This window comes from Mesorhizobium sp. B2-7-1, from assembly GCF_006440735.1.
Classification (GTDB): Bacteria; Pseudomonadota; Alphaproteobacteria; order Rhizobiales; family Rhizobiaceae; genus Mesorhizobium.
In genome coordinates this window covers 124,965-151,955 of the sequence record NZ_VFUA01000002.1, presented here as the reverse complement: position 1 = coordinate 151,955, position 26,991 = coordinate 124,965, and the positions used below count along the sequence as shown (strand labels likewise).

At 61.0% G+C, this 26,991-nt stretch carries 27 protein-coding genes and 2 pseudogenes; 21 read left to right on the top strand and 8 right to left on the bottom strand.

Features of this window, described 5'->3' with window-relative positions:
• Positions 1-429: 429 nt before the first annotated feature.
• Positions 430-729, bottom strand: coding sequence for a DUF1236 domain-containing protein (locus FJ471_RS01845; protein WP_140801467.1), 300 nt, complete (start codon positions 727-729; stop codon positions 430-432).
• A gap of 382 nt (positions 730-1,111) precedes the next feature.
• Between FJ471_RS01845 and FJ471_RS01840 the strand changes: the two genes are divergently transcribed.
• On the top strand, positions 1,112-1,498 hold the full coding sequence (locus FJ471_RS01840) for a DUF768 domain-containing protein (protein ID WP_140801465.1): 387 nt from the start codon (positions 1,112-1,114) through the stop codon (positions 1,496-1,498).
• A gap of 796 nt (positions 1,499-2,294) precedes the next feature.
• On the opposite strand, the gene FJ471_RS01835 is transcribed toward FJ471_RS01840, so the two are convergent.
• Entirely contained in the window at positions 2,295-2,498 is a 204-nt protein-coding gene (locus FJ471_RS01835; RefSeq protein WP_140801464.1) for a hypothetical protein, read from the bottom strand.
• Between the two features lie 379 nt (positions 2,499-2,877).
• Here FJ471_RS01835 and FJ471_RS34680 point away from each other — a divergent pair, with 379 nt between their 5' ends.
• The 5 genes from FJ471_RS34680 to FJ471_RS35045 all read left to right on the top strand — a co-directional run bounded on the left by FJ471_RS34680 (position 2,878) and on the right by FJ471_RS35045 (position 7,820).
• A complete protein-coding gene (locus tag FJ471_RS34680) occupies positions 2,878-3,186 on the top strand; it encodes a Ku protein (protein WP_181179089.1) in 309 nt (102 codons plus the stop codon).
• Between the two features lie 83 nt (positions 3,187-3,269).
• Positions 3,270-3,422, top strand: a complete 153-nt coding sequence (locus FJ471_RS34675) for a hypothetical protein (RefSeq protein ID WP_181179087.1) — start codon at positions 3,270-3,272, stop codon at positions 3,420-3,422.
• 760 nt (positions 3,423-4,182) lie between these two features.
• Positions 4,183-5,112: a DUF72 domain-containing protein gene (locus FJ471_RS01825; RefSeq protein ID WP_224670168.1), complete on the top strand. Its 930-nt coding sequence runs from the start codon at positions 4,183-4,185 to the stop codon at positions 5,110-5,112.
• Positions 5,113-5,400: 288 nt separating this feature from the next.
• Positions 5,401-6,744, top strand: coding sequence for a phospholipase D-like domain-containing protein (locus FJ471_RS01820; RefSeq protein ID WP_181179086.1), 1,344 nt, complete (start codon positions 5,401-5,403; stop codon positions 6,742-6,744).
• Positions 6,745-7,361: 617 nt separating this feature from the next.
• Positions 7,362-7,820, top strand: a complete 459-nt coding sequence (locus FJ471_RS35045) for a hypothetical protein (RefSeq protein WP_210241989.1) — start codon at positions 7,362-7,364, stop codon at positions 7,818-7,820.
• Positions 7,821-8,177: 357 nt separating this feature from the next.
• Here the strand turns inward: FJ471_RS35045 and FJ471_RS01810 are convergent, their stop codons facing one another.
• On the bottom strand, positions 8,178-8,867 hold the full coding sequence (locus FJ471_RS01810) for an SDR family oxidoreductase (RefSeq protein ID WP_224670170.1): 690 nt from the start codon (positions 8,865-8,867) through the stop codon (positions 8,178-8,180).
• A gap of 658 nt (positions 8,868-9,525) precedes the next feature.
• Here FJ471_RS01810 and FJ471_RS01800 point away from each other — a divergent pair.
• The 15 genes and pseudogenes from FJ471_RS01800 (at position 9,526) to FJ471_RS01730 (ending at position 23,877) form a co-directional block, all read left to right on the top strand.
• Positions 9,526-10,278, top strand: a complete 753-nt coding sequence (locus FJ471_RS01800) for a DUF4142 domain-containing protein (protein ID WP_140801461.1) — start codon at positions 9,526-9,528, stop codon at positions 10,276-10,278.
• Between the two features lie 27 nt (positions 10,279-10,305).
• A complete protein-coding gene (locus FJ471_RS01795; protein ID WP_140801460.1) occupies positions 10,306-10,911 on the top strand; it encodes a general stress protein in 606 nt (201 codons plus the stop codon).
• A gap of 151 nt (positions 10,912-11,062) precedes the next feature.
• Entirely contained in the window at positions 11,063-11,248 is a 186-nt protein-coding gene (locus tag FJ471_RS01790; protein WP_140801458.1) for a hypothetical protein, read from the top strand.
• Positions 11,249-11,406: 158 nt separating this feature from the next.
• Complete coding sequence (locus tag FJ471_RS35170; RefSeq protein WP_224670172.1) at positions 11,407-11,550, top strand: hypothetical protein; 144 nt, start codon at positions 11,407-11,409, stop codon at positions 11,548-11,550.
• Positions 11,551-12,576: 1,026 nt separating this feature from the next.
• Positions 12,577-13,441 (top strand): annotated as a pseudogene (locus tag FJ471_RS01780) (IS1 family transposase).
• Positions 13,442-14,705: 1,264 nt separating this feature from the next.
• Positions 14,706-15,428 (top strand): heme-binding protein, encoded by a 723-nt coding sequence (locus FJ471_RS01775; protein WP_140801456.1) that lies wholly within the window; start codon positions 14,706-14,708, stop codon positions 15,426-15,428.
• Between the two features lie 116 nt (positions 15,429-15,544).
• Positions 15,545-17,299, top strand: coding sequence for a methanol/ethanol family PQQ-dependent dehydrogenase (locus FJ471_RS01770; RefSeq protein ID WP_246684571.1), 1,755 nt, complete (start codon positions 15,545-15,547; stop codon positions 17,297-17,299).
• Positions 17,300-17,333: 34 nt separating this feature from the next.
• Positions 17,334-18,149, top strand: a complete 816-nt coding sequence (locus FJ471_RS01765) for a substrate-binding domain-containing protein (RefSeq protein WP_224670174.1) — start codon at positions 17,334-17,336, stop codon at positions 18,147-18,149.
• A complete protein-coding gene (locus FJ471_RS01760) occupies positions 18,146-18,679 on the top strand; it encodes a c-type cytochrome (protein WP_140801452.1) in 534 nt (177 codons plus the stop codon). The genes FJ471_RS01765 and FJ471_RS01760 overlap by 4 nt, the downstream gene beginning before the upstream one ends.
• Entirely contained in the window at positions 18,676-19,689 is a 1,014-nt protein-coding gene (gene coxB / locus FJ471_RS01755) for a cytochrome c oxidase subunit II (protein ID WP_181179082.1), read from the top strand. Before FJ471_RS01760 ends, coxB begins: the two co-directional genes overlap by 4 nt.
• Positions 19,686-21,662 carry a cytochrome c oxidase subunit I gene (gene ctaD, locus FJ471_RS01750; protein ID WP_140801451.1) on the top strand — a complete coding sequence of 659 codons (1,977 nt, stop codon included), beginning with the start codon at positions 19,686-19,688 and terminating at the stop codon, positions 21,660-21,662. Before coxB ends, ctaD begins: the two co-directional genes overlap by 4 nt.
• Complete coding sequence (locus FJ471_RS01745) at positions 21,659-22,264, top strand: cytochrome c oxidase subunit 3 (protein WP_140801450.1); 606 nt, start codon at positions 21,659-21,661, stop codon at positions 22,262-22,264. Before ctaD ends, FJ471_RS01745 begins: the two co-directional genes overlap by 4 nt.
• Positions 22,264-22,605, top strand: coding sequence for a hypothetical protein (locus FJ471_RS01740; protein WP_140801449.1), 342 nt, complete (start codon positions 22,264-22,266; stop codon positions 22,603-22,605). Before FJ471_RS01745 ends, FJ471_RS01740 begins: the two co-directional genes overlap by 1 nt.
• A complete protein-coding gene (locus tag FJ471_RS01735; RefSeq protein ID WP_140801448.1) occupies positions 22,602-23,480 on the top strand; it encodes a cytochrome c oxidase assembly protein in 879 nt (292 codons plus the stop codon). Before FJ471_RS01740 ends, FJ471_RS01735 begins: the two co-directional genes overlap by 4 nt.
• Positions 23,461-23,877 (top strand): c-type cytochrome, encoded by a 417-nt coding sequence (locus FJ471_RS01730; protein WP_140801447.1) that lies wholly within the window; start codon positions 23,461-23,463, stop codon positions 23,875-23,877. Before FJ471_RS01735 ends, FJ471_RS01730 begins: the two co-directional genes overlap by 20 nt.
• A gap of 185 nt (positions 23,878-24,062) precedes the next feature.
• Here the strand turns inward: FJ471_RS01730 and FJ471_RS01725 are convergent.
• The 5 genes and pseudogenes from FJ471_RS01725 to FJ471_RS01705 form a co-directional block, all read right to left on the bottom strand.
• Positions 24,063-24,568, bottom strand: a pseudogene (locus FJ471_RS01725) (DUF892 family protein).
• Between the two features lie 71 nt (positions 24,569-24,639).
• Positions 24,640-25,497 (bottom strand): DUF3618 domain-containing protein, encoded by an 858-nt coding sequence (locus FJ471_RS01720; protein WP_140801446.1) that lies wholly within the window; start codon positions 25,495-25,497, stop codon positions 24,640-24,642.
• Entirely contained in the window at positions 25,494-25,886 is a 393-nt protein-coding gene (locus tag FJ471_RS01715) for a phage holin family protein (RefSeq protein ID WP_140801445.1), read from the bottom strand. Before FJ471_RS01715 ends, FJ471_RS01720 begins: the two co-directional genes overlap by 4 nt.
• Positions 25,883-26,497 (bottom strand): hypothetical protein, encoded by a 615-nt coding sequence (locus tag FJ471_RS01710; protein ID WP_181179080.1) that lies wholly within the window; start codon positions 26,495-26,497, stop codon positions 25,883-25,885. The genes FJ471_RS01715 and FJ471_RS01710 overlap by 4 nt, the downstream gene beginning before the upstream one ends.
• A gap of 162 nt (positions 26,498-26,659) precedes the next feature.
• Complete coding sequence (locus FJ471_RS01705) at positions 26,660-26,989, bottom strand: hypothetical protein (RefSeq protein ID WP_140801444.1); 330 nt, start codon at positions 26,987-26,989, stop codon at positions 26,660-26,662.
• Positions 26,990-26,991: the final 2 nt, after the last annotated feature.

The window sequence follows — 26,991 nt, the reverse complement described above, 5'->3', positions numbered from 1 at the left end:
CACCGGACGGCGTCCTTACCCGATAAACGCAGCAACAGAGACCGGACGGCCGAACACCTGTTGTCTGTCAGGCCAGCGTTCCGATGGAAGAGACAGCAAAGCCCGCCCGGATTAGAGCGGGCTGTCAGGTGCTACCCCAACGGCGGCACGCTAAGTAATTTGTTCCAGTCCTACCCATGTGCCGCGAACTTCAACGATGACGCTCTGCTGATGTTTCTCTGTGAATCTCCGACCAAGGTCCGGGCGGCGCTGACCAGAAGAGAGCGTCTCTTACCGACCACCTTCAATCTAACGGCGCAGACCGAAGAAGCTCAAGACTGCGAGAATCACGACTACAAGGCCTACAATGTAGATGATACTGTGCATTGCAAATATCCTTCCATTGAAACACTCCCGCCGGCTCGGCAGGCAGGAATGGTCACTCAAAGGTCAATCCAGGACCTTGACGATCGTGTGGGTATCGGGATCGACAACGACGGTTCGATTGTCAATGACGGTGTAGCGATACTTGACGTTCGGAACCTGATGAAGCTCGACCTTCTCGGACAGCTTGGATCCGACATTGAGCTCGACGCCAGGCAGCTTAACCGACGCTAGAGGTTCCTTCTTCACGTATGTGCGAATGGTAGTTTCCTGGTCGGGCGAGAGGACAATTTCGTCGGCGGCTGCCGCGCCGATGCCGGCCAGCAGGACCAGTGCAGCTAGCGAATTGCTGATGATGGTTTTCATAAGATGACTCCGCATTGTTTCCGATGACCGCTCGATGCCACAAAAGCTGGCGGTGGAATTGCAATGCGTTTCGTCGTTGAATGTTTCGTAGAAACCACGCGGTAGGCCTTAATTACCAAGTGGCGCGGCTCTAAAGTCGTAAGCCCTCGTCAGACTTTTGCTGCAGCCGGCCGTGATCGAGAGAGAGCTCTCGCGTCATCAGCAAAAAGGGCGGCCGGCGCCTTCCGTTGGGTGGAATTGCCTGAAAGCGGGCGCCGGCCTTGCGAATCAAAAGTCCGCCGCACATCCTAATTAGCTAAAATAAGCCTCCGGGACATAGCGTGATCACACAAGATCGAAATTCGATGAGGGGAACCTAGATCGGTTATCTGCCTTAAGCAGGATGAGCACGCGCGGGCTGAACTTCTTCGACAAATGGATGGCGGAGCATCTGCCCAACGCGATGACGAATGATCCCCTCGCCGTCAGTGATCTAGCCGATGAATTGATGAAAGCCGCCGCGGCCGAAAGAATCTCAGCCGACGAGATCAACGAGGAGGTCGCGAGTGTTTATGCGGTGATCTTCGAGGCGATGCATCATCGCGAAGGCAATTTAGCCGATGACGATTTAAGCGAATTCGATCTTCTGGCAGGGAGGCTAGCGCGAGAGGGAAACATCACCGAGACCCAGGCCCGTGATCTGGTCGAGCGGATCGGCACTGACTGGGAAACGCTTCTCAACGAAGCTCATTTCGTGAAAGAGCTCGAGGGTAAGCTTGGCAAGGTGTAGTTCCCGAAATTCAGCCTCCCGGCCACGTTTGCCGCGCCATGGGTTTGAACCCACTCGTAAGGAGGCTCTATTGGAGTGAAGTCTATGGTTGGAGCAAAGCGCCGCCGAATTGGGCCCAGAGGCGAATCGCAGTCCCATTTCTTCAGGCTTGGCGTTCCCGGCAACAGAAGTGAGCTACCAACTTCGACGTGCGGAATTTGTCCCGCGTAATCCGGCTCTCATTTGATATCGCGCCTTAGATCGGCCGTAGGGTAAGCAGGCGGCACGCACACCGCCTTATTCAGGCATATCAGTGCGAATTGGATCGGCGGCTCGGTAACTTAACATTCGTTAAGTGCAGGCCTCGCGCGGCGCACAATATCGCTCATCCCGTCAGCCGCCGACAGCGAGTCAATTATCAGGTCGTTTTGTCGATGTGCGACGTCTTCCGCTTAGGTAGCGCCACTAGCTCGATCGGCTGCCCGTTCGCCACTTGAGCCATCTCGCGGATCGAGTGGTGATTGTAGGTCGGGACCGAAACGCTCAGCCGGTACGCCGTGACGCGCCGGCGCACAGTCGGCGGATGGCGACTTCCTCGCCAATTCTGGAGCGAGCGCCGGATTAGTCAAGCAATCGCTAATGGAATATCGACCAAGGGTGAAGTTGATCAAACAGGCGGCGCGCGGGCTGAGCTGCTTTTAGCCGCGCGCCACGTCGGGCGGGTGTCTTCGCAACCACACTGGAAATGCGAATCCGCAGAGAGGCCGGATAAAGAGCCCGTCTGGCACCCATGGCAGGCGGCCTCTTTCACAACGGCTCAATAGATCATCGCAGGTAGTGCAATCGCGGTGGTAGACTGCTGAGCAAGCCGGATCGCCGTTGCCCGCTCGTCAGCTTCAATCACGACCATATCAAGTAGATAGGTCAGAAGTGCCTCGCCCGATGCGTCCAACCTACTGCGGACCTCCTTCAGCATTGAGCGGGCAAACTGCAGGTTCTCAAGCCTAGTGGGGTGATGCATCTCGGCCTCCCGTAAACAGCGGCTGAGGCTAGGTTATTAGCTGAAGCTTGTGCGAACGTTAATCCTGGAACTTGTGGTGTCGGGGTGGGCTGACTGTCGACGGGCTGCGGCCGCGAGTGCTTCGAGCGCTTTTACATCTTCCGTATAGGACGGTGCATGCGCGGGATACCGCTGCATTTGCTGGCTATAGAAATTCAGCCACTTCGGCAAGTGGGTCAGCGGGAACGCCCCCTTGCAGATACCTTTCTCGATCGTGAATGTGCCCTCTACCGAATCGTAAGTCGCTTTCGCCTGCATGGTTGCCTGATCGCATTGGTTGGATAGGGAACCATGCTCAGCGCCAACTGTTCCTTGTGATTGGATCGATGAGGAACAACATATGGCGGCGCCACGCGCGGTTTGGAAGGGTTTCCTCAAGGTGGGGTCGGTCGCTTGCGTGGTCAAGCCGGTGGGCGCGACCACAGAGGCCGGGAAGGCCCATTTCAAGATACTCCACCGCGACGACGGCCTGCCAGTCAAAAGCGCCAATATCCATGAAGAGACTGGGTTGGTCCCTCTCGGAGGACCAGATCAAGGGCTACGGGGCGGAGCAGGGCGACTCCTCGAGATCGAACCGGACGAGATCAAGAAGCTGAAGCTCACGTCGCGACATACGCTGGACGTGGAAGGCTTCGTCGCCATCGACTAAATCGGCACGCGCTATCTCGAAAAGCCCTATTACGTCATTCCCCACGGCGCGCTGTCGAGGCGTTTTCGGTGTTGCGCGGAGCCATGGCCAAGAAGCCGGTCGCGGCGCCATCCTGCGTTGTTCTTTACCAGAGCGGCCGGGAGGTTATCATCCAGCCTTTCGGCAAAGGGATGCTGTTGACCGAGTTGCGCACCCAGAACGAGATGGTCTCGGAGCGCAGCGATTTAACGACCTGAAAAACCCGAAATGCGACAAGGATCTGCTCGAAATTGCGGGGCCTGCTTATCGACAAAAAGGTTAAAGGCAGAAGCTTCTCGCTCTGTCGCAAACTGGTGAGCTGTTGCAGACCCATCTGGTTTTAAGATGACGGCAAGGAACGGGAGATCCTTCGAAGGCGGGGGATAGATCACGAACGCAGGCTTTTTGCTTATCCATTTTTCTAGCATGCTCTGTTCGGCACCGCCTACCGGGGCGAGCTGCGAGGACCGAGCAAACTGAAAGCAGAACAGCGCTGCGGCCGGCGGGGCCGTCGCCATTGAGCCGACCTCTAGCCCCGACACCGGTGATCACACCAAGCGAATTCGAGCAGCTTCGTTGAGGTGCTAATCGCTGGCAAAGGAGGAGGCGAGATCGGCTTACGCAGCGCGAAGATCCTGCCTCGCCAAGTTGGCTTTAGCCGGCTTTCCGGCTTCAACCCACCTGGGGCGCTCGAAAAGACGGTCGTCTTTCCGGTGATGCCGTCCGGCCTCATGCAAAGGTGGCGGAATCCACCTGCCGAGCGCGTTGTACGACGAAGAACAAATAGCCGCTGCCACCACAATCAGCGGCACGAAAGAGCGGTTCAGCAGACGAACGGCGGCGCTTCATCCGGTTCCATTCGATTGGGACCGAAAAGCCGAGGTCGGTGCGGCCAGAAAGTTCCGTTGGCTCCGGCACTCTGAGACCGGACCCATTCGGCTTGCGCCGCGTTATGCCGCAGAACCAGGAAGGGTACGCGTGGACGCCATCAAGAGAGAAGTTAACGCTGATGAACGCCGCGACCGTCGTAAGCTGCGCAGGGAGAAGCAGCGGACCGAAAACATCGGGCGCGCCAAGAAAATGCATCTCGCGCGGTTGGAGGCTGTGACGGAAAGCGGGTTTGCCCCACCGCCCCTCGAGCACTCTGTCTATGTTGGCTGCTCTGGATGGTTCTACTGGAAATGGCGAGGGCAGTTTTATCCGGGCGAGCTGCCAACCGCTGCCTGGTTCACCCACTACACCGACCATTTCGACACTGTCGAGATAAACGCTTCCTTCTATTCGTGGCCAACTCTGTCGAACGTCAAAGCGTGGCGCCGTCAGCCCATCGATCGCAAGTTCATTTACACGGTCAAAGTCTGCGAACTGATAACCCACATCAAGAAGTTCAGCGGCACGGCAACCCTCGTCAAAGATTTCGGGCTGATCGCCGATATCCTCGGCGATCGGATGGGATGCTTTCTGTTTCAGCTACCTCCCAGCTACCATTTCACGAAGGCAAGACTGAAGGGCATTCTAGGTCAGCTTGATCCAGCCCGACGTAACGTTGTGGAGTTTCGTCACGCCAGCTGGTGGAATGAGACGGTATACGCGGCATTTCGCGATAGCGGCGCAATCTTCTGCTCGTGCAGTGGGCCTCGTCTCCCTGATGTCTTGGTGCACACTGCCGATGAGATCTACGTGCGATTTCATGGCCCGAAGCGATGGTACCGGCATGACTATTCGCATAGCGAGCTGGCGGTTTGGGCGGACAGAATTCGCGGCAGCGGTGCAAGCAGAGCGTGGCTCTATTTCAACAACGACTATAACAGCTTTGCGCCGAAGAATGCCTTGACAATGCGGCAGTTACTGGAGCCACGCGCAGGCCATACGTCGATGGCCGGCCCCAGGAGGGTGGCTAGCAGTTGAGGCCGGCAGTTCCTAAGGGCCCGAAACTTGCCGTTCGCCCGTTGGTCGCAACCGCGACGATTCGCTTGGCAGTTCAATGGCCCGCGAATCTGACCTGGGTCCTTACGGGCGCCTGTGCCGTCTTTCCGAATTTCACAGCGGCGTCACATCATCTTACGCCGATCGCCTTCCCTGATCGGATGGATCGACCGGATTGAAGGTGAAAACGGACTGTCGACCGGGAACTTGCACGGGGGTCGCACATTCTTGGGGTTAGTATTTGCCAGAACCGGCGGCAGGGCGAGAAACGTGAAGTCCCCAGACTTTAAAACGCTATGGGCCGACAGCGAGTCGCTTGTGGCCAAGCGCAGGTTCGGACTTTGGCTCCGCATCCTCACACACGCCGCAGTCGCCATTGCGGCAGCCGCCGTCACTCTGGCCGCGGTGAATCTGGCCCCAGAGCCGGGCCTAATCCGCTCGATCGTTCCACACCGGTTCGACGCGACCGATCCACAATTCGCGCGCAGCATGAGCAACTACTCGCAGGGCCAGATGTTCAGCCAAAACGCCGTGCAGACCTTGGTCAACGGCGACGAAATTTTCCCGGCCATGTTGCAAGCGATCGGCTCGGCCCAATCCAGCATTGATATGGAAACCTATATCTATTGGTCTGGATCTGTCGGCTACAAGTTCGCCAATGCGTTGGCAGCGAAGGCCCGCCAAGGCGTAGAGGTTCGCGTGCTGGTCGACTGGCTCGGCAGCCTGCCTTTCGATGAAGACCTATTCCACATCATGACCGGTGCCGGGGTGCGGTTCCAACGTTATCGGCCGATCCATTGGTACACGCTCGATCGGGTCAACAACCGGACGCACCGCAAGCTGCTCATCGTGGACGGACAAGTCGCATTTACAGGCGGTGTTGGCATAGCGGACAACTGGTTAGGAGACGCCCGCAATCCGAGTGAGTGGCGGGATACCCACTACCAGATTGAAGGGCCTTCGGTCAGCGCCTTTCAGGCGGCGTTCGCCAAAAACTGGCTGGAGACAACGGGCGAGACCTTGCAGGGTGAGAAGTTTTATCCTCCCCTCAAGGGCGCTGGGCAGCTCGATGCTCAACTGATCATTTCATCACACCCGAACGGCTCCGAGGATATGGAGTTGATGATGCTGGCCGCAATCGCCGCGGCTAAGGACCACTTGCGCATCGGCATGGCCTATTTCGTGCCGGATGAAATCGCGCTGCAGCAGATCCTCGACGCCAGGAAGCGAGGGGTAGCAGTCGACATCATCGTGCCCAATTCGCTAACCGATGTCCCAACCGTTCGCAAAGCCTCACGCCACTTCTGGGGCCAGTTGCTCGAAGCCGGCGTGCGCATCTATGAGTTCCAGCCGACGATGTATCATCCCAAGCTTCTGATCGTCGACGACGTTTGGGCGAGCTTCGGGTCCACCAATCTCGACGAGCGATCTTTGCGGTTGAACGACGAAGCCTCACTGAACGTTTACGGCAGGGATTTTGCGCTGACGCAAATCGACTTGTTCAACCATGATCTTGAGCGGTCCAGACAGATCAGCCTGGCAGAGTGGCAGGCGCCCCCGCTGAGCGAGAAGATTACCGACTGGCTGGCCAGCAGGCTTCACACGCAGCTATAGCGTGGCAAGCGCTCGACGCTGGCAGCGCACCTTCGCGCCATATGGGCCGCCGGTCGACGCGATCCATGCGTTGAAGCTGGATCAGCGCCGTGCCACTAGCAAAGGCCGTTGAACGTTCAGGGCCGAGCTACCGCAACAAGGCGGCGGGCTTGGTTCGCCCGAGGACCTGGTGAAATGCCAACTCATCGGCATGAACCAAACCTGGGAATGTTGGTATTCCATGGAGCTGTCGTACGCTAGAAACGCGTGGCGCCGGCTACAATCTGGGTAGCGTGTAGAATCGAGGCAGCGATCCGGCCACGCCATGATCCTCATGGGCCGCGGCAGATCGGACTGCTCGTTTTATGGACACAAAATCAGCACAAACATTAAACGTCTCTCACGCTGAATGCTCGCTGGCCCAGCAAAACATTGCGGAGCGCCAGTTAAAAAACACCGGCCGAGTCCGCCGCAGGTAACGATTCATCCTTCGTTCACCATATGAGCGCACGCTAACGTAAGGTCATGCCGGTACAGCGTTCATGCCTAGGCCCCGGTGCCGTTTCACCCCCGCGCCCGGGGCCGCTTCTCCAGTTGGTTCTGAGCGGTAGCTCCGATTTGTCAGGCGGCAAATCCCCTTGACGACGAAAATCGACCAGCTTCACGCCGCAGGAGACCGATCCAACCTTCAGGAAGCCCTTCCAAACCGCACGTGGCGCCGCCATGTCACCTTCATGCAAACTCCGATCAACATGAACACCGTGGAGGCAACTGGAGTTCCAGATTGCCGCTCCTCTCGTGGAACACAAAATGAAGGCCGCCGTTTCCATGGGCCAATCAGGAGCGATTCGATGTTCAACCCGTGGATCGATCTGTCCCTTTCCGTGCTGGAGGCCCAGCAGGTCATTTTGCTTCGAACCATACGACTTGCCGAAGGTGGCAAGCGAGCCGAGCTGGAGGCAAAGCGCATGATGAGCGAAAAAATTGAAGCTGCGGGTCGTGCCGGAGCCATGATCGCCATCGGGGCTTCCGCAGACCGGATTGCTCGCTTCTATGGAAACAAAATCCGCGCAAACAGGAGGCGTCTATCGCGCTGACCGACAAGGGGTCGATCAGCAACCCAGTGGAACCTTGTCGACCGGCACCGCATTGATGAGCGTTTTCAACCGAGGGCAACCCCATGTCTATCATCGATAGCATCACCGGTTTTTTTCCTCGAAAGAGGAGCCCAAGAAGACTCCTGCAAACAAGGCGGCTTCCAGCAAGGCGCAGCCGAAGAAGGCGACCCACCGCCGTCAAGAAGACTGGCGCTGCTCCCGCGATGGCATCTCAATCAAGGGATAGCGCTGCAAAGGGAAAATCGGGGCAGCCCAAGGGCCCGGCGAAGAAGAAAGCATCTCGCTAACGCAGACTGTTTTTCTGCTCGGCGCAAACCCAAATCCCCGACGAGCCTCCTAAACAATACCAGTCCCGCCATTGGCTCCGAAACCGCTGCCATGGGTGAAGCTGAGATCGTTTGAGGCCAAGGCAACGTAGATCGGGCCAAGCTCCGCAGGCTGTCCCGCCCGGCCAAGCGGGGTATCCTGGCCGAACTGTCGAGCTTGCCGGGGAGTTGGCCGGCCGCGACCTGGAGCGGCGTCCAGACCGGACCGGGCGCGACGGCGTTCAGGCGAATTCCCTTCTTGGCCAGTTTGCTTCGCCAATCCCTTCGTGAAGATCGCTATGCCGCCCTTGGTCGTGGCATAGTCGAGCAGCTCCTCGCCAGGATTGAAGGAGTTGACCGAGGCGGTGTTGAAAATGGCTGCTCCAGACTTCATGTAGCCAAGTGCCGCCTTGGTGATCCAGAACATCGCATAAAGATTGGTTTTGACCGTCCTGTCGAACTGTTCGGGTGTAATTTCGTCGATCGATTTCTTAGACTGCTGATAGGCAGCGTTGTTGACGAGTATGTCGAGCCCGCCGAGCTCGCCCGCCGCCGTCTCAACGAGTTCGTTGCAAAAGTCCTGCTCGGTGATATCGCCTGGTATCAGGACCAGCTTGCTCCCGTCGTTTTTCGCCAGTTTCGCCAGGTCCTCGGCATCGGGCTCTTCTGTCGGGAAGTAATTGATCGCGACATCCGCGCCTTCACGCAGAAAGGCAATCATCGCCGCCCGGCCGATCCGGAATCACCGCCCGTCACGAGCGCTTTGCGGCCGTTGAGCTTGCCGGACCCGCGATAGCTTTCTTCGCCACAGTCAGGCACGGGCTTCATCTCCCGCTGCAGCGCCGGCCAGGCCTGCTTCTGTTCCGGGAAAGGGTTGCTGGTGCTGTGTGGCGACTATAATGTCGTTCCAGCCGAGGTTGACGCCGTAGTTCCGCGGCGTTGGTTAGGCGATGCAGTCTTCTTCCCGGAAAGCAGGACAGCTTACGCGAACATGCTGTCGCTGGGTTGGGTCGACGCGGTGCGACGGATGCATCCCGGCAAGGGCATCTACACCTACTGGAATTTTTCGTACCGCGGAGGCTACGACCGAAGTCCGGCTTGCGCATGGATCACTTGCTTGCAAGCCCATTGCTGGCCGCCAACAGTCGAGATGCCGGTGTTGATGTCGAAACCCGAGGCTGGGAGAAGCCGAGTGATCACGCACCGGCCTGGGTTGACTTCGGCGAATAGGGTTTTCCGCGATCGACAGCGCCGGCGAAGGCAAGCAATTTAAAGCGCTGATCTCCGTTCGAGATGCCCAAATCTGTTTCGCGACGGAACAAAGAGTTCACGCTCATGTTAGCCGCTAGCACGATTTGTTGCTCGCGAGGATCTGAACCATGAAAATCCGTTTGATATCCGCAGCGCTGTGGGCCTCCGTAGCGCTTGGCTTCACCTACCCCGCAATCAGCGCCGAGACGGCGCAGGATTTCGTCAACAAGGCCGCGGCAGGTGGCATCTTCGAAGTCGAATCTAGCAAGGCCGTTCAGGGCAAAGCGCAGGACAAGGCGATCAATGAATTCGCCCAGAAGATGATCGACGATCACGGCGCAGCCAACGCCAAGCTGCAGACGATCGCCGGTGAGCAAAAACTGCAGGTCCCAACAGAGACGGACGCGAAACACAAGAGTGACCTTGAGGCTTTGAAGAGCGCGAACGGGTCGGTCGACCAGCCGTACGTGAAGATGCAGCAAGAGGCGCACACTGAGGCCGTCAAGCTGTTTCAGGATTATGCGGCCGACGGGGACAACGCGGAACTGAAGACGTTTGCTCAGCAGACGCTGCCGACACTCAAGATGCACCAGGAGATGATCGAGAAGATCGCTTCAACCAAGACTGACGGCTCCGCCACAACCAGTACCGCTCCTGCGGCGACGAGCAGTGATCAGTCGAGTGCATCGGCACCGGTTCCGGGAGCCAACAGCTTCACGGAAGCGCAAGCCAAAAGCCGGATCGAGGACGCCGGCTTCTCGAACGTGAGCGCGTTGACGAAGGACGCCAAGGGCATCTGGCGCGGGACCGCCGACAAGGACGGCAAGCAGACGGCCGTCGCTCTGGACTTACAAGGCAACGTGGTTGCCGGCGCACAGTAACCCGAACCCAAACAATTGGAGTTGAAAATGACAACCGTGACCGGACTTTTCGATGATTATCAGGACGCCGCCGACGCCGTCAGTGAGTTGGAAGCGATTGGCGTGCCACGGGATGATATCAGCATCGTGGCGAACAATTCCGCCAATTGGTATCAGGCGGATGCGGCTTCGGAAACGGGCGAAGACGCAGCGGCCGGCGCGGGCGCGGGGGCTCTTGTCGGCGGCGCCGGTGGCCTTCTCGCCGGCTTGGGCATTATGGCGATACCCGGCATTGGGCCTGTGGTGGCAGCGGGCTGGCTTGCGGCCACGGCAGTCGGCGCCGTTGGGGGCGCAGCTGTAGGCGGAGCCGCCGGCGGAATTGTCGGTGCGCTGACGGAGTCCGGCGTCTCGGAACGAGATGCCCACACATATGCTGAGGGCGTCCGCCGCGGCAGCACTTTGGTAACTGCCAAAGTCGACGATCGGATCACCGGCGAGGCTGAACGCATCCTGCACGGAACACATTCGGTGAACCTCGACGAACGGCGTAGCGCTTATGAGGGAAGCGGATGGACAGGTTTCGACGCAAATGCCGAGCCTTATGACGATATCGAAGCTGAACGGGATCGCGTTCGTCGAACTACTCCCCTCTAACTAATTTGGCCCCGTCGAACTCCAGTCGGCGGGGCCGAAGCTAAAATATCTGACGTTCCACTATCGCCATGGTATTCTCTCTTCTGGGCGCTGTCCCTGTTTGGGATCCCGCCACGTGGTGGCGCCTGCCCGGCGTAGGAGTCCGCAAAAAATGGCCTTCACTGTCATATGGTACGGACGCAATGGCATCATCGACAAGGTAACGTTCGACGCCGAAAAGAGTGCTAAGGAACACGTAGTTGCTATGTTCCAGACCCGCAAGGGTGACGATGGTATCGTCTCAGTGGAGGTTCGCAAGGACAGCGGCGCCGTAGTCTTCAGCCATGCCGAAAACTAGAACGACCACGCGTCGCCCGGCCTCCTGGTCCTAGGCCTTCCAGACACAAGGCACGCGATCCAGCGCAACTTTCGGGGAAACCCTTGATCCTGCTTTTTCCACAAGGCAGCCGCGATCGGCTGCCGGTGCGCATCTTCATTCACGGCGGCTACTAGCGCATGTTCTCGAGAAAGGATTATTCCTACGTCGCCGAGACTGTAACCAAGGCAGGAGCCATTGCGGTCATCCTAGGCTACGCGCAGATGCCGGCGGTGAGGATGGCTACCATCGTCGACCAGTACGCCGGGCCAGGCTCTGGGTGATGAAAATATCGCAAGCCACGGCGGCGATCCCGGCATGTTGACCGTCAGCGGCCATTCCCGGCGCGCATCTCGCGACGTCGCTTTTCGACGATAACAGCCGACCATCAGGCATCAAGGGCGCGCTCCTGCTCGGCGGCATCTACGATCTGAGGCCGTTGCAGACATCGTTCCTGACCCGTGAGATCGCGATCACTGACGAAGAGGTGGAGCGATTCCCCGATCAATCATAGCTTCGATCCAACGGTGTACGTCGCGCTTGCGGTCGGGCGAAAGAAACGCCCCCTTCACGACCAAGCCAACTTTCGAAGATAAGCTCGAACAACAGGGGCTAGTCGTCTCTCGCACCAATCTCGCGGCGACCAATCATATGAGCAGCGTCCGTGACCTTGGTGTGGTTGGCAGCGAGGCTGAGGCGTTGCTGGGTAGTTTGCGGGGTATCCGCCAAGGTCTAAAATGAATCTTGGAGCGGCAGCTTTCGATGAGGGCTACGCCCACGGGCAAAGAGCGCACGCAACACTTGCTCGATATGACAACCGGCCCGCCGTGAGGTCGGACTCGACGCGGACCGACACATAGGCAGGCGGACGACCCGATAGCAGCAGGCGAACAGGCTACCATTTGCGATGACTGCTGCAGTTGAGCGATCACAAACAGTGGCAAGTCCTCACTAGGAAAAACACGCCCACTCCATAAAGGACGACGAGAATTCCGAGGGCGATCCAATAGCCCGGCTGCGCCATAGCCGCTAAATCTGAACGAAGCTGTTCCATTCCTACCAAACCATGCGCAAATATCGTTGTTCCAAGGGGCAACACTCCGCGCGGCACATGGCCTTCGGGAGTTCGAGCCTGGTGGTGACGGCGACGCGCTACTGTCGCTGGCAAACACGTCGCCGACGAGAATTGCAGCGAGTTTCATTTGCTCGCGTTCGTCGAGAGTAGGCGGTGCAGACGAAGGCTGACCGTAGGGTGACTCAGTTCCGGTACTTGCCAAACGACACCCGTCAAGATTTCGCAAATCCTCCCCATGCTTTGTGAGGGCCAGTCGATCCGCGCCATCACGGCCGTCATGGCATGAGCAAGAATACAGTCGCCAAGCTCCTTTCGGACGCTGGCGCTGTGTGTGCCGAGGATCAGGACAACGCCCTTCGCAACTTGACCAGCAAGCGGGTTCAGGTAGATGAAATCTGGAGCTTCACCTACGCCAAGGAAAAGAACGTGCGGGCCGCCAAGGCTGCGCCGGAATGGGCCGACGACACTTGGACCTGGACCGCTATCGATGCCGATACCACGCTTGTCATGTCTTGGCTGGTCGGCGGCCGTGACAGTGAATATGCGATGGCGTTCATGGATGATCTTTTCCGCCGCCTCGCCAATCGCGTCCAGCTGACCAGCGACGGCCACAGGGCTTACCTCGAAGCGGTTGAAGGCGCTTTCGGCGCAGATGTCGATTACGCGATGCTGATCAAGATTTATGGCACGTCGCCGGACAGCGCCAAAGGCCGCTATAGCCCCGCCGAATGCACCGGTGCCAGGAAAGAGCGGATCGAAGGAAACCCCGACATCAAGCATGTCAGCACGTCATTTGCGGAACGCCAGAACCTGACCATGCGGATGCACATGCGCCGCTTCACACGCCTCACCAACGGCTTTTCCAAAAAGGTAGAGGCCCACGCCAACGCGGTGGCGCTGCATTTCATGTACTACAATTCGTGCGCATCCATGCTTCACTGCGCATGACCCCGGCGATGGCCGCAGGCGTCACTGACAAGCTTTGGGAGATCGCGGATATCGTTGCCCTGATCGAAGCCGAGGAAGCCGAAAAGTCTATGGTTCGCGGCCCCTATAGAAGCAAGCCTATGGTGTCAGAAGATCCCCGTGGCAATGACTAGGATAATCCCGATAACCGCCAAGGCCATGACCACGACCATGGCGATCTCGAACTGACCGCCGCCGTTCCTCACGTGTTCAGTCATTTTCGCGCTCCCCAGTGCGCCCCGCCTCGTTCCCGATCAAGACCACATTCGCCTCCAGCGGAATCACCAATGTTAACGGCGAGTAAATAAATCCTCCTAAGAGCCTGGCTGAGGCGTATGCTCTCCCGGGAGGACGGCGGGTACGCTCGGGCCATAATCGCTGGCGCTGACAAAGACAGAGCGCGCCGGGAAGCGATGCTTTGCAGCATTCAATCGTAACAAGTCGGCGCGCGCTTGAGGAGACCCGGAAGCTCCTACGGCGGGTAAGGGAGCGTCAAGGGTCTCGAGAAGTTTAACGCGGCTAAGGGGCTGGCCGGTGCAGTGGTGATTTGGGGATGCGCCGCACCGGCCAATGCGGGGATAGGCGACAACAATCCGGTCCCGCGCTGATTGATTTATGGCGTGTTAGAAATTTCTCAATTAGGACTGAGTGTCCTAGATCGCTCGGGCCTAAAGACGCTTAAGACCGCGCCCTGTCCCTGGAAATTTCAAACTGACCCGCTACCCAAGATCGTCATCTTTGAAGTCAGGACCGATGAGATCAACCTACTCGAGTGGCGTGACCGCCGCATGGCTCTGCGCGATGAACGGACACCCGGGTGTTTTGAGGGCGAATCGTGATTTACCCGTCGGAGTCGTCATAGTGGAAGAGCCCGCCGGAGGGGACTGGCGGGCTCTTCGTCGGGACATGGACATCCCGACCGCGGCGGGAGCGCAGCAGCCAAGATTTTAGCCCGCCGCGCTCTGAACTGCGTTGGTGACGCGAAGTTCCAAATCTTCAGTTCGCTTCGTCTGGGAATCCTCGGGCGAGCGCGCTGTAGCTTTTCCTCGCCGCGATAAATCTCACAGGCCCACAGACTGGCTTGAGCCACTCGACCTACCCTGCAGCGATCCCATAGCGCCTGTGGTTGTGTGTATCGCCGTCCCACCGCCAGCGCGTTTGCAGTGCTCGGCTGGGCCACCCGTGGGCAGTGTAGAGCTTGGCTGAGACGACGCCCGACGTGGGACGGTCCTCGCCAATCGCATAGCGGCAGGTGCGCAGGATGCGGCGCTCACTTACAAGGAGGAACAAAGAACCCGACTGTCAGTTGGGAGTCATCCAACAGAATGTGTCGAGACCATGCGCCGTTGTCAGCTTACGTCACCAGCCCTTGGATTCCTTGTCTTGGTGTTCGGCTCGATGCAACAGGGTGCCGCTCACGCGCAAGCGCCCTGCCCGGCCAATCACGACAAGCTGCTCTCGGCATTGAAGTCCAATGTCAAGGCGAGCGGCGGTCCGCCGAATGGCGGCTTCGAGACCAATGAATGGGCGGCCGTCGTCGCCCGCGACGGCGCTGTCTGCGCCGTTGCCTTCAGTGGGCCGACGCCCGATGCGCAGTGGCCCGGCAGCCGGCTGATCGCGGCCGAGAAGGCCAACACGGCCAATGGGCTCAGCCTGGCGAACATGGCGCTTTCGACAGCCAATCTTTATGCCGGAGCGCAGCCGGGCGGTTCGCTGTTCGGCCTGCAGGCTACCAACCCCGTCAACCAGGCCGCAGCTTACGCAGGCGATCCCAGGACGTTTGGCAGCGCCAACGATCCGCTGATCGGCAAGCCGATCGGAGGCGTCGTCGTCTTCGGCGGAGGCTTGGCCCTTTACGACGGCAAGGCAATTGTCGGTGGCCTCGGCATCAGCGGCGATTCCTCCTGCGCCGACCACAATGTCGCCTGGCGTGTTCGCGCAGCCCTCGGCCTTGACAAGGTTCCGGCGGGTGTCAATCCCAACCGCAAGGATGCCATCATCTACGATCTCGATCCCGGCGGGAAAAGCGCCTCCGGCTGGGGTCACCCGCTTTGTGCCGGGCACGAGGCCGACATTGCGGCGGAACTCGGTTCCGGTGTCGAAGGCGTGGTGCCAAAATGAAGCAAGCAACGCAACCCGCAGCATCCAGTAGTGACCCGGCACGTACCGTCCGGCCGGCGGCATCGCGAAAACATTTTGTGGGCGTTCTCACAGCGATGCTGGTCTGCGCCCCCTTGATGGCAGCCGCCTCGGAAGCTCCGCCGGCGCCCGCGATCTCTCCGCCTGCCGCAGCCGCGCCGCCCGATGACGGGCAATGGACGATGCCGGCCAAGAACTATGCGTCGACGCGCTATAGCGAACTTGCGGAAATCAACGAAGGCAACGTCAAGAACCTGCAGATCGCCTTCACCTTTTCGACCGGGGTGAACAAGGGCCAGGAAGCAGCGCCGCTGGTGGTCGGCAGCACGATGTACATCGTGACGCCGTTTCCCAACATTGTCTACGCGCTCGACCTCTCCAAGCCCGGCGCGCCGATGAAATGGAAATACGAGCCCAACCCCGAGCCGGCCGCGCAAGGGGTTGCCTGCTGTGACGTGGTCACCCGTGGCGCGGCTTTCGCGGACGGGCGCATCTTCTTCAACACGCTCGACGGCCACACCATCGCGCTCGATGCGAACAGCGGCCAGCCGATCTGGAACGCCCATATCGGCAACATCAATATCGGCGAGACCATCACCATGGCGCCGCTGGTCGTGAAAGGCAAAGTTCTGGTCGGCAATTCCGGCGGCGAGATGGGCGTTCGCGGCTGGGTGAAGGCGCTCGACGCCGGTGACGGTCATGTGGTTTGGACCGCCTACGGCACCGGGCCAGATAAGGACGTGCTGATCGGTCCCGACTTCAAGCCGCATTACGATGTGGACAAGGGCAAGGATCTCGGCGTGACGACATGGCCGCCCGAAGCCTGGAAGACTGGCGGCGGCAACATGTGGGGCTGGATTTCCTATGATCCGGATCTCAACCTGATCTATCACGGCACCGGAAATCCCGGGCCATGGAACCCGGACTTGCGGCCCGGCGACAACAAATGGACCTCCGGCATCTTTGCCCGCGACCCCGATACTGGAGCGGCAAAATGGTTCTATCAATGGAGTCCGCACGACCTCCACGACTATGACGGAATCAACGAGCAGATCCTGCTCGACATGGACTGGCAAGGCAAGCAGCGCAAGGTCCTGGTCCGCCCCGAGCGCAACGGTTACCTCTACGTTCTCGATCGGACCACCGGCGAAGTTCTGTCCGCCAAGCCGTTCGGTCCCGTCAATTCCAGCAAGGGTGTCGACCTCAAGACCGGTCGGCTGATCGAAAACCCGGACAAGCAGACGGGCACCGGCAAGGTCGTGCGCGACATCTGTCCGACAGCGTCGGGTCTCAAGGACTGGCAACCTTCGGCGTTCTCGCCGAAAACCGGCCTTCTTTACATCCCGCACAACAATCTGTGCATGGATGAAGAAGGCGTCGAGGTGAACTACATCGCCGGCACCCCCTATGTCGGGATGAATGTCCGCATGATCCCCGGGCCGGGCGGCAACCGAGGCGCCTTCACCGCCTGGGATATCGCCGCCGAGAAACCCGCCTGGAGCCTCAAGGAGAACTTCCCCGTGTGGAGCGGCGCGGTGGTGACCGCCGGCGACGTGGTTTTCTATGGAACGATGGAAGGCTGGTTCAAGGCGGTGAGCGCGAAGACCGGCGACTTGCTTTGGCAGTTCAAGACCTCATCCGGCATCATCGGCCAGCCGATCACCTATCGTGGCCCGGACGGTCACCAATATGTCGCTATATTGTCCGGCGTCGGCGGCTGGGCCGGCGCCATCGTCTCGGGCGATCTTGACCCGCGCGATGCCACCGCCGCGCTCGGTTTCGTCAATGCGATGAAAGACCTGAAGAACGCGACCACGGCGGGAGGCACGCTTTATGTGTTCCGTCTGCCCTGATGTATTCGGCTTGATCCAACGTCTGGCACGGAAGGTGTTCGCGCGGACCGCGCTCGCCTTCGCCGCGCTCGTCTTGCTGCTCCTGTCGGCGACCGCCGGCGCCCGTGAACTCAGGGTCTGCGCCGACCCGAACAACCTGCCCTTTTCCAATGCGGCCGGTCAGGGTTTCGAAAACAGGATCGCCGAAATCATCGCCGGCGATCTCGGCGCCAAGCTGACCTACACCTGGTGGGCGCAACGCCGCGGCTTCGTGCGCAACACGCTGAAGGCGGGACTTTGCGATCTCGTGCCAGGCACGCCGGCCAATCTGGAAATGCTGCGCACCACAAAGCCCTACTACCGCTCCTCTTATGTCTTCGTGACCCGCCAGAACAGTCCGGATGTGACCTCTTTCAACGACCCGCGCCTGCGCGATCTGCGGATCGGCGTTCAGCTCATCGGCGACGACGGCGCCAACTCGCCGCCTGTCCAGGCGCTCGGCCGCCGCGGCATCGTCGGGCATCTCATCGGCTACCCCGTCTATGGCGATTACTCCGCTCCCAATCCTCCGGCGCGCATCGTCGAGGCGGTGGCGAGCGGCGAGATCGACCTCGCGGTGGTCTGGGGTCCCCTCGCCGGCTACTTCGCCCAGAAGCAGAAGGTGCCGCTGCGGATCACGCCGGTCACGCCTCGTATCGATGGACCGCAATTGCCGCTGATGTACGACATCTCGATGGGCGTTCGGCGCGAGGATGATGCGCTGCGCAGCGAAGTGAACAGCGCGCTTGCCAAACACAGGGCCGAGATCGACGCGGTTCTGACGCAATATGGCGTGCCGCGTCTCGACATGGCCGGGAGTCCGGTGCGATGAGACCGGCGGTCGTCATGCTTCTCTTGGCGGGTTTGGCGCTGGCGGCATGCCAGCGCGAGGAGCGGGACACGCGCCCGCAGTCGGCGCTCGGCTCCGGCGAGCAGCCGACGCCGGTGACAACCCTGGAACCCGGCGGGCAGCGGCCGTCCCCCTCGGACAACAAGGCGGCGAGCTTCGAGGCCAATGCTTTTCATCTGAGCGAAGGCAAGCGCCTGTTCGGCTGGTTCAACTGTTCGGGATGCCATGCCAATGGCGGCGGCGGCATGGGCCCGGCTCTGATGGACGAAAAGTGGATCTATGGCAGCTCCATGGAAAGCATTCACGCCACGATCCGCGACGGCCGTCCGAACGGCATGCCGAGCTTCCGCGACATGATTCCCGACGACCAGATCTGGGAGCTTGCGGCTTTCGTTCGCTCGTTGAGCGGCAATGCGCCCTCGGCCGCCGCGCCGTCGCGCGACGACGACATGATGGCGCATCCGTCGGAAAACCGCATGCCGAATGCCGCCACGCTGGGGAAGTCGCCGTGAAACGCTTCGCCTCGATTGCATTCGGTACGGCAACCGCCCTGTTTCTCCAGGGTTGCGCAGGCTGGCAATCGGCTCTCGACCCGAAAGGCCCGGCCGCTAGCGAGCTCGCATGGCTGATCTGGTTCTTCGCCGGGCTGTGCGCAGTGGTCTGGGTGCTGGTGATGATCGCCCTTGCAATGCCATTGATGATGCGGCCGCGCGAGCCCGCTGAACCGCTCGTGCTCGACGCCGGCGCCGACAATCGCAAGCTGCGCGTGGTGATGACCGCCGTCGGGCTGACCGCCGTGATCCTGATCGGGCTCACCTTGCTCAGCTTCTTCGCCAACAGGACCCTTGCCGCGATCGGCTCGGATGCCGCGCTGACCATTCGCGTCACAGGCCATCAGTGGTGGTGGGAGGTGCGATATGAGGACGCCACGCCGAGCCGCATCTTGACCACGGCGAACGAGATCCATATTCCCGCCGGCGAACCTGTGCGGCTTCTTCTCACCTCGACCGACGTTATCCACTCCTTCTGGGTTCCAAGTCTTTCCGGCAAGCTCGATCTCATTCCCGGCCACATGAACGTGCTCGATATCAAGGCGGACAAGCCCGGCGTCTATCGCGGGCAATGCGCCGAGTTCTGCGGCGCGCAGCATGCCAACATGGGCACCTTCATCATCGCCGAGCCGCGCGCAAAGTTCGACGCCTGGTGGAACGACCAGTTGCAGCCGGCCGCCGCGCCAATGAGCGGCGAGGCCAAGGCCGGCGAGGACCTCTTCCTGAATCGTCCCTGCGTGATGTGCCATAAGATCGGCGGCACGCCCGCGGGCGGAACGGTCGCGCCCGATCTCACCCATGTTGCCAGCCGGCAGACGCTGGCGGCCGGAACATTGACGATGAGCCGCGGCAATCTCGCAGCCTGGATAGCCGACCCGCAAGGCGTGAAACCTGGTTCGCATATGCCGGTGGTCGATCTGAGCGGCGACGAGCTCAACGCCATCGTCGCTTACCTCGAGGGGCTGAAATGAGCAGCGCGGATCTCACCAGCGAACGCGATCTGCCGCCGGAGCGCGAGGCGACGACCAGAGGCGATCTCGTACCGGAGCGTGACGGACCGCGCGACACCGGCATGGACGATGCCAGCCTGCATCGTTGGCTGGCGCGGACATGGCGCACGCCGCCTGGTATCATCGGCGCTCTGTCAAGCGTCGACCACAAGGTGATCGCACGCCGCTACCTGATCACTGCCTTCCTGTTTCTGTGTCTGGGTGGGCTGAACGCCGTCGTCATGCGCATCCAGCTCTCGGGCCCGCAACGCGGCCTGATCGGCCCGGATCTCTACAACCAGCTGTTCACGATGCACGGCGTCACCATGATGTTCCTGTTCGCCGTTCCCATCGTGCAGGCGACCGGCATCTATCTGGTGCCGTTGATGGTGGGCACCCGCAACATCGCCTTTCCCCGCCTCAATGCCTTCAGCTATTGGGTCTATGTCTCAGGAGGCCTCTTCGCCTGGGTGTCCTTTGCCCTCTCGATGGCGCCGGATGTCGGCTGGTTCGCCTATGTGCCGCTGTCCGGACCGGAATACGGTCCAGGTAAGCGTGCCGACGTTTGGGCGCAGATGATCACCTATACCGAAGTGTCCTCGCTGGCGGTGGCTGTTGCGACCATCGTGACCGTGCTGAAGCAGCGCGCACCCGGCATGTCGCTCGACAAGATCCCGCTCTATGTCTGGGCGCTCCTGGTCACTTCCTTCGTCGTCGTCTTCGCCATGCCTGCGGTGATGATCACCTCGACTTTCCTGATCCTCGACCGGCTCGTCGGCACGCATATCTTCAACCCGGCCGAAGGCGGCGACGCGCTGCTGTTCCAGCATCTGTTCTGGTTCTTCGGTCATCCCGAAGTCTACATCATCTTCCTGCCGGCGACCGGCATGGTCTCGGCCATCATTCCGGCCTTCGCCCGCCGTCCCGCCTTCGGCCATCTTGGCCTGGTCCTGTCGCTCATCGCGGTCGGCTTCCTGTCGTTCGGCCTCTGGGTCCACCACATGTTCGCAACCGGGCTGCCAAAGCTCGGCGCCAGCTTCTTCACCGCCTCCAGCATGTTGATCGCCATCCCCAACGGAGTGCAGATCTTCTGCTGGCTGGCGACCTTGTGGGACGGCAGACCGGTGATCCGCACGCCGCTGCTCTTCGTCCTCGGCTTCTTCTTCACCTTTGTCATCGGCGGTCTCACCGGCGTCATGCTCGCCTCCGTACCGCTCGACCTGCAGGTGCACGACACCTATTTCGTCGTCGCCCATTTTCACTATGTGCTGATCGGCGGCTCGGTCTTCCCGCTGCTGGGAGCTGCCTATTTCTGGTTTCCGAAAATCACCGGCCGCATGATGAGCGAGCGCCTCGGGCGCTGGCACTTCTGGTTGGCGATGATCGGCTTCAACGCCGCATTCTTTCCCATGCACATCGTCGGCCTATGGGGCATGCCGCGCAGGGTCTACACCTATCCGGCCGAGCTCGGCTGGGGGAACATCAATCTCTTCATCAGCGCCGGCGCGGTGCTCTTCTTCCTGAGCTTCGTGCTGTTCGCCTTCAACCTCGTGCATGGCGCATTGAGAGGTGCGCCCGCCGGCGACAATCCCTGGGACGCCGGCACGCTCGAATGGGCGACCTCCTCGCCGCCGCCCAGCTACAATTTTGCGCGCATTCCGGTCGTGACGAATGTTGAGCCGCTTTGGGCCGAACGCGAGGCGCTCGCCGTCGCGACCGGGCTTCGCGTCGATGCTCGCGAACTCATCATCTCGACGGTGGCGGAAGCCCATCCGGACATACGCGAGAAATCGGCGACGCCATCGATCTGGCCGCTGCTGGCGGCGATCGCCGTCGGCGGCACCTTCCTCTACTCGATCTTCACCCCCTGGGCGATCGTCTGGGGTGCCGCGCCGATCGCCATCACCCTGATCGGCTGGTTCTGGCCCAAGGGCGATCCGGAGGACGAGGAATGAACCAGCGTCCCGCCTTAGATATTTCCGACCTCCCGACCTTTGGACATGGCCCGCGCAGCCCGACCTGGTGGGGTACGCTCGGCTTCATGGCGTTGGAAGGCACGGGCTTTGCGCTGGCCGCCGGCGCCTATCTCTATCTGGCGACCTTATGGCCCAACTGGCGCCTAAGCGCTCCGGAGCCCAATCATTGGCCGGGGACTATCGTGACGCTGCTTCTCATCGTCAGCCTGGTGCCCAACCACATCCTCAACGGCTACGCCAAGCAATGCGCCATCGGACCGGTGCGGATCGGCATGGTGGTGATGTCGCTGCTCGGCATTGCGCCGCTCATCGTGCGCTGGTTCGAGTTTCCGGCGTTGAACATCTACTGGGATACGAACGCCTACGGTTCGATGCTCTGGGTGCTGCTCGGTCTGCACTCCACGCATCTGATCACCGACGTCGGCGACACGATCGTTCTGACGGTTCTTATGTTCACGCGTCATGGCTATAGCGGCCGGCGCTTCGGCGATGTCGGCGACAACGTCTTCTACTGGGATTTCGTGGTCCTCACCTGGATCCCGATCTACCTGCTCATCTACTGGGTACCGAGGTTAGGCTGATGGGCACGCTGCGGCTCGGCATGTCCTGGGGAGGTTTGTTGTCGGGGCCCCTGGCTTGGGCAATATCGACACAGTTGAACTACGCACTTGTTCACTGGCAATGCAATCGCCAGGTGCAGGTCGTGCTCCCGGTGGCGCTGTTGCTCGCGGTGTTTTCGCTGCTCGGCGGCGCGCTGTCATGGCGGGCAAAGCGGCAAGGCGCCGCCGCCTCCAAGCCGGAGCGCACCCGCAGCACCGAGGGTTTCGTCGCCGATCTTGGCATTCTCGCCGCATTGCTGTTCGCCCTCGTCATCATCATGCAGGGCAGCGCCGCGCTCATCCTCGACGAGTGCCTGCGATGAGCTTTGAGGCGTTCTTCTCGACCTCGATCTGCTATGGCGCCGGCGCGCCCGAGGGAGGATGGACGTTGGCGTTTCCCATCACGCTCCCCTTGGCGGCGATCGCGCTTATCTATGCGCTCGGCGCAAGCCGTCTATGGCGTCGCAGCAGCCGAGGCCGCCCGGAGCGGCTGCGACACGCTCTGTTGTTCGCGGCGGGCTGGGGTGTGTTGACGGGAGCGCTGGTCAGCCCGATCCATGCGCTCGGCGAGCGGGTGTTCTCAGCCCACATGATCGAGCATGAGCTGCTAATGGCAGTGGCGGCACCGCTCCTTGTCGCCGCCTGCCCCGGGGCGGCTTTGATGTGGGCATTGCCGGCCACATTTCGCCGAGGGACGGGAAAGCTCACCCACGGCAACGCGCTGCAGGCAGGCTGGGCCATCGCGACGCGCCCGCTCACTGCGACGGTCATCCATGGCATAGCGATTTGGATCTGGCACATTCCCGTCCTGTTTGAGGCAGCGCTGCAGCAGGGCGTGCTGCATTATGCGCAACATGCGAGCTTCCTCGGCACTGCCTTGCTGTTCTGGTGGGTGCTTCTGCCGCGCCCCGGGCGACAGCAGACCTATGGCACCTCCGTCATGCATCTTTTCTTCACCTCGCTTCACACTGGCCTGCTCGGTGTCCTGCTTCTGGTCTCGCCAAGACTTTGGTACCCGGAGAATGCCTCGGGCGCCGCGCTGTGGGGGCTTAGCCCAATCGAGGACCAGCAGCTTGCGGGGCTGGTGATGTGGATTCCGGCCGGGCTGATCTACGGCGGAGCCGCCCTGCTGCTCGCCGGTCTCTGGATAAGCAACAGCGGAACGAGGGAGGCGGCCCATGCGCTCCGACCAGGCTAGGCTGCTCGGCGGCGTCATCGTCGGGATCGTTCTTCTGACCATCGCAATTGCGGGGGCGACCTTGTGGACTGACCGGCGCGAGCGCGTTCAGCACGAGTCGGATGTGGCGACCGGCGGCGTGGGGGACCGCGCCATTCCAATCATGACCGCGAATGGCTGCTCCGGCTGCCACACGATCCCCGGCGTGCCCGGCGCGCAAGGCCAGGTCGGGCCGCGCCTCGATGGCAGCCTTGCCGACCGCATCTATATCGGCGGCGTGCTGGCGAACAACCCGGAGAACCTGATCCGCTGGATCCGTTCGGCAAGGGAAATCAACCCGCACACCGCAATGCCATCGACGAGGATCACCGAGCAGCAGGCGCGCGACATCGCGGCCTATCTCTACGGGTTGAGATAATCAGCAAGGCTGGACCCCCAAGCCGCGTCCGGAAACGCTTCGGAGCCAAGATGGAAAAACAAATGCGACCACCGGGCCGCTCGCCTGGGCAGTTACAGGAAATGTAAGCATTCCGCCTGGAATTGCATGAAGACAGAGCGGTTGCTACGACCGTGAACAGCGAACCGCTCCAATCGATCGCTCCTTTAGCGCTTAGCGCTGTCGCTGTCTGCCTCCGCGCGTGTCAGGAACGTCTGGGTGACCTGTGGCAGGTTGCTCTCCAGCCACTCGGCCATAGCTTCCTCTTCGCGCAGGTTCTGTTCGCACACACGGGCAATCTCAGCCTCGCCGACGGAATTGGCCGCGGCGATGAGGATCGTATAGGACGCAATTTCCATATGTTCGAACGTGTAGCTCGCCAGCAAGCCTTTCATGACTCGTCGCCGGCGAACACGCCGCTGATCGACTGCGCCGTGGCGGTCAGCTTGCCGCCCGCGTCTTTCAGCATGGATGACCCTTCGTCAAGGCCATCCAGGCAGGTCTCAGGCGCCTGGCCTGTTCCTTCGTCTCCTCCAGATGGCTGCGAATTCGCTCGCTGAGTTCCGGGTAGCTGTCTATCCGGCTCAATTGGCCCGACAGCATGGTCTCGGCCTGTTCCTCCGTTGCGTGGGCGTCCCTACCATTGCACGAGCCACTCGCGCGATTCAGCCATTTCAGTGTCTCCATCGGTTTGACGCCGACCGAACCGCCGGTGGCGTGGATTGTTCCTGAACGTGAGATCCGTTACGATGTCAGCGGCGAGGACGGATCGGAATCGGAGAGCTTCTCGCGCACCGACTCGTCGGTCTTGTCGGCCGTGGCTTTGACGACACCGCCGACCTTATCGGCCAGCGTCCCCTCGCTTGACGCCTGCCGCACGGCTTCGTCGCTCGCCGTCTGGTAGGCCTCGGCCGCGACTTGCTTTGCAGCGTCGAGGCCTTCTTTCAAAGTCTCTTCGGCACTTTCCCGAAGGCTCTCGCGATAGGTGCCCAATCGCTCGTCCTCGAGTTCTGTGTGAGGCAGCATGGCGCCAATTGCAGCTCCGATGGCGAGGCCGACGGCGGCCGCAGCGAGAGGCTGGTCCTGCAGCAGATTGTGCGCCGACCGGCCGGCGCTTGTCGCCATATCGGCCGTAGCTGCCGCCGAACTCGCGAGCGTATCCGCAGCGCTGCTTGCCACGTTCGAGACTGTGCCGGCTGCTTCGCCTGCCATTCCCGAGACAGTTCCGGCCGCGCCGCTGGCCGCTTCGGCCAGGGAGCCTGCCGCGTCCGAGGTCCTCGAGCCCATTCCAGCGCCGAATGCTCCATGATCAAGCCCGGGGCCGCGCCGCGTCACACCATCGGCACCAGCCGAAGCGCCGCTGCCCAACATCAGCCAGGCCAGGCCAGCGCCGATCACGGTCAGCGGCAATGGATTGTCCCGCACCTGGGCCTTCAGGTTGTGGACCATGTCGGACCCCGCGCCATCCCTGAAAAGCCCGGTGAACTCGTCGAAGAGCTGGCCGGGGGTCATCTTGTCGCGAATGGAGTCGGCGGTCGCCACCACCCTTGCGCGCGTGGCTTCGGCCTCCCGTTCGAGCTCGGCTGCGGATTTCTCGGTCATCTCGCTTGTTCCTTGATCACGTTCACGTCGCGCTTGAGCTGTTCCTGTGTGCGGTCCGGCGAGAGCTCGGAGGGCGCCATGCTTGCCATGCCGGTCCGCAACAGGATCACCCCCAGCACGGCAACCACCACACCGACGAGCAAGGCGGACCACCCGGCGCCCAGGCCAAGGCGGGCCAGGGCAATGACAAGCGCCTGCAACAAAACCAGCAGCGCCGCGAGCAGGCATATCGCGCCACCCAGCACCTCGACGGCGCCCGCGCCGGCCTTGGTCGCGCTCTCCGAGATTTCCGCCCTTAGGAGCCTGGCCTCCGTTTGCACGAGCGTGCTCACCTGTTGCGCCAGATCGGCGACCAATGTGCCGAGACTTGGGTTGTCCTGAGTGCTCATTTCTTCAGCTCCGCTGCCTTCCCCGGTGTGCCGCCGTCGGAACCCCAGTTGGCCGGCTCGTTATTCCGGCGGGTGCTTGTTCCCACGCCGGTTTGGCGGGGGCGTTCAGCCGTGACTGCGTCCTGGGCCGGGCGACGCGTGCCCGGCGGCGAAGCCTTTATGAAGCGGCCAAGTGCCAGTCCCGCCAGAACCGAACCAGCAAGAAGCGTTCCAGGATTCTGGCGGCCAAAGGACTGGACGTCTTCAAGCACCTGTCCGAACGGCTTCTCCTTCAACGAGGAGGACAGCCGTTCCAGGCCGTTCGCCGCATCCTGCATGAATTGCGAGGCCGCGCTCTGGTCGCTGTTGGCCAGGTGATCGCTCGCGGCGCGCAAGGCCCCGCCGAAAGCGGACAGGCTCGATCCGATATCGCGCTGCGTCTGCTCGGCCTTTTCGGTGACGGCCTGCTGGGCTTCGGCCGCATAGGCTCCGGCCCTGCGCGCGACTTCGTCGCGGGCATCGTGCAGCGCTTCGCCGGCGCTTTGGGTTTCTTGCTGGATCCGGTCGGTAACTTCGTCCTTGGCCCTGGCAAAGTCGGCGGGCTCGCGGCCCCGATCATTCTCGCGCTGCATGGTGCCTCCTAGTGGAAACCGAGGAAGGAAAGCACCGCGAGCACAACGACGATCAGACCGATGAGATAGATGACACTGTTCATGGCGCAGCCTCCTCGATGCCAGTCCGAACTTCGCGCCGGCTGCTATGTTCCGCTGCACGAGCAGCTTTTTAGCAAATTGTCATTTACCCTCAGGCCGCGCCTTGAAAGCGGCAAGCTCCTCGTCAGGGCAGAGCAGCCTGGGGTGTGTCGGATCGGAAATATCGAGCTTGTCCCAGGGAATGCGATAAAGGCCTTCACGCCGCCGCAACGCGAAGACGTCGAGCAAGGCGGTGCCGATGGTCGAGGCGGACAGGCGCTCGAACGCGGCGAATATCCCGACATGGAATTCGGTGACGACGAGGTCGTCACCATGCCGCTCTGCGATGATCTCCTCGATATAGCCGATGCTCCTGCCGTGCTCGGAGAGCACGCGCCTGCCGGCAAGATGGTCGAGATGCACAGTCGCCATAA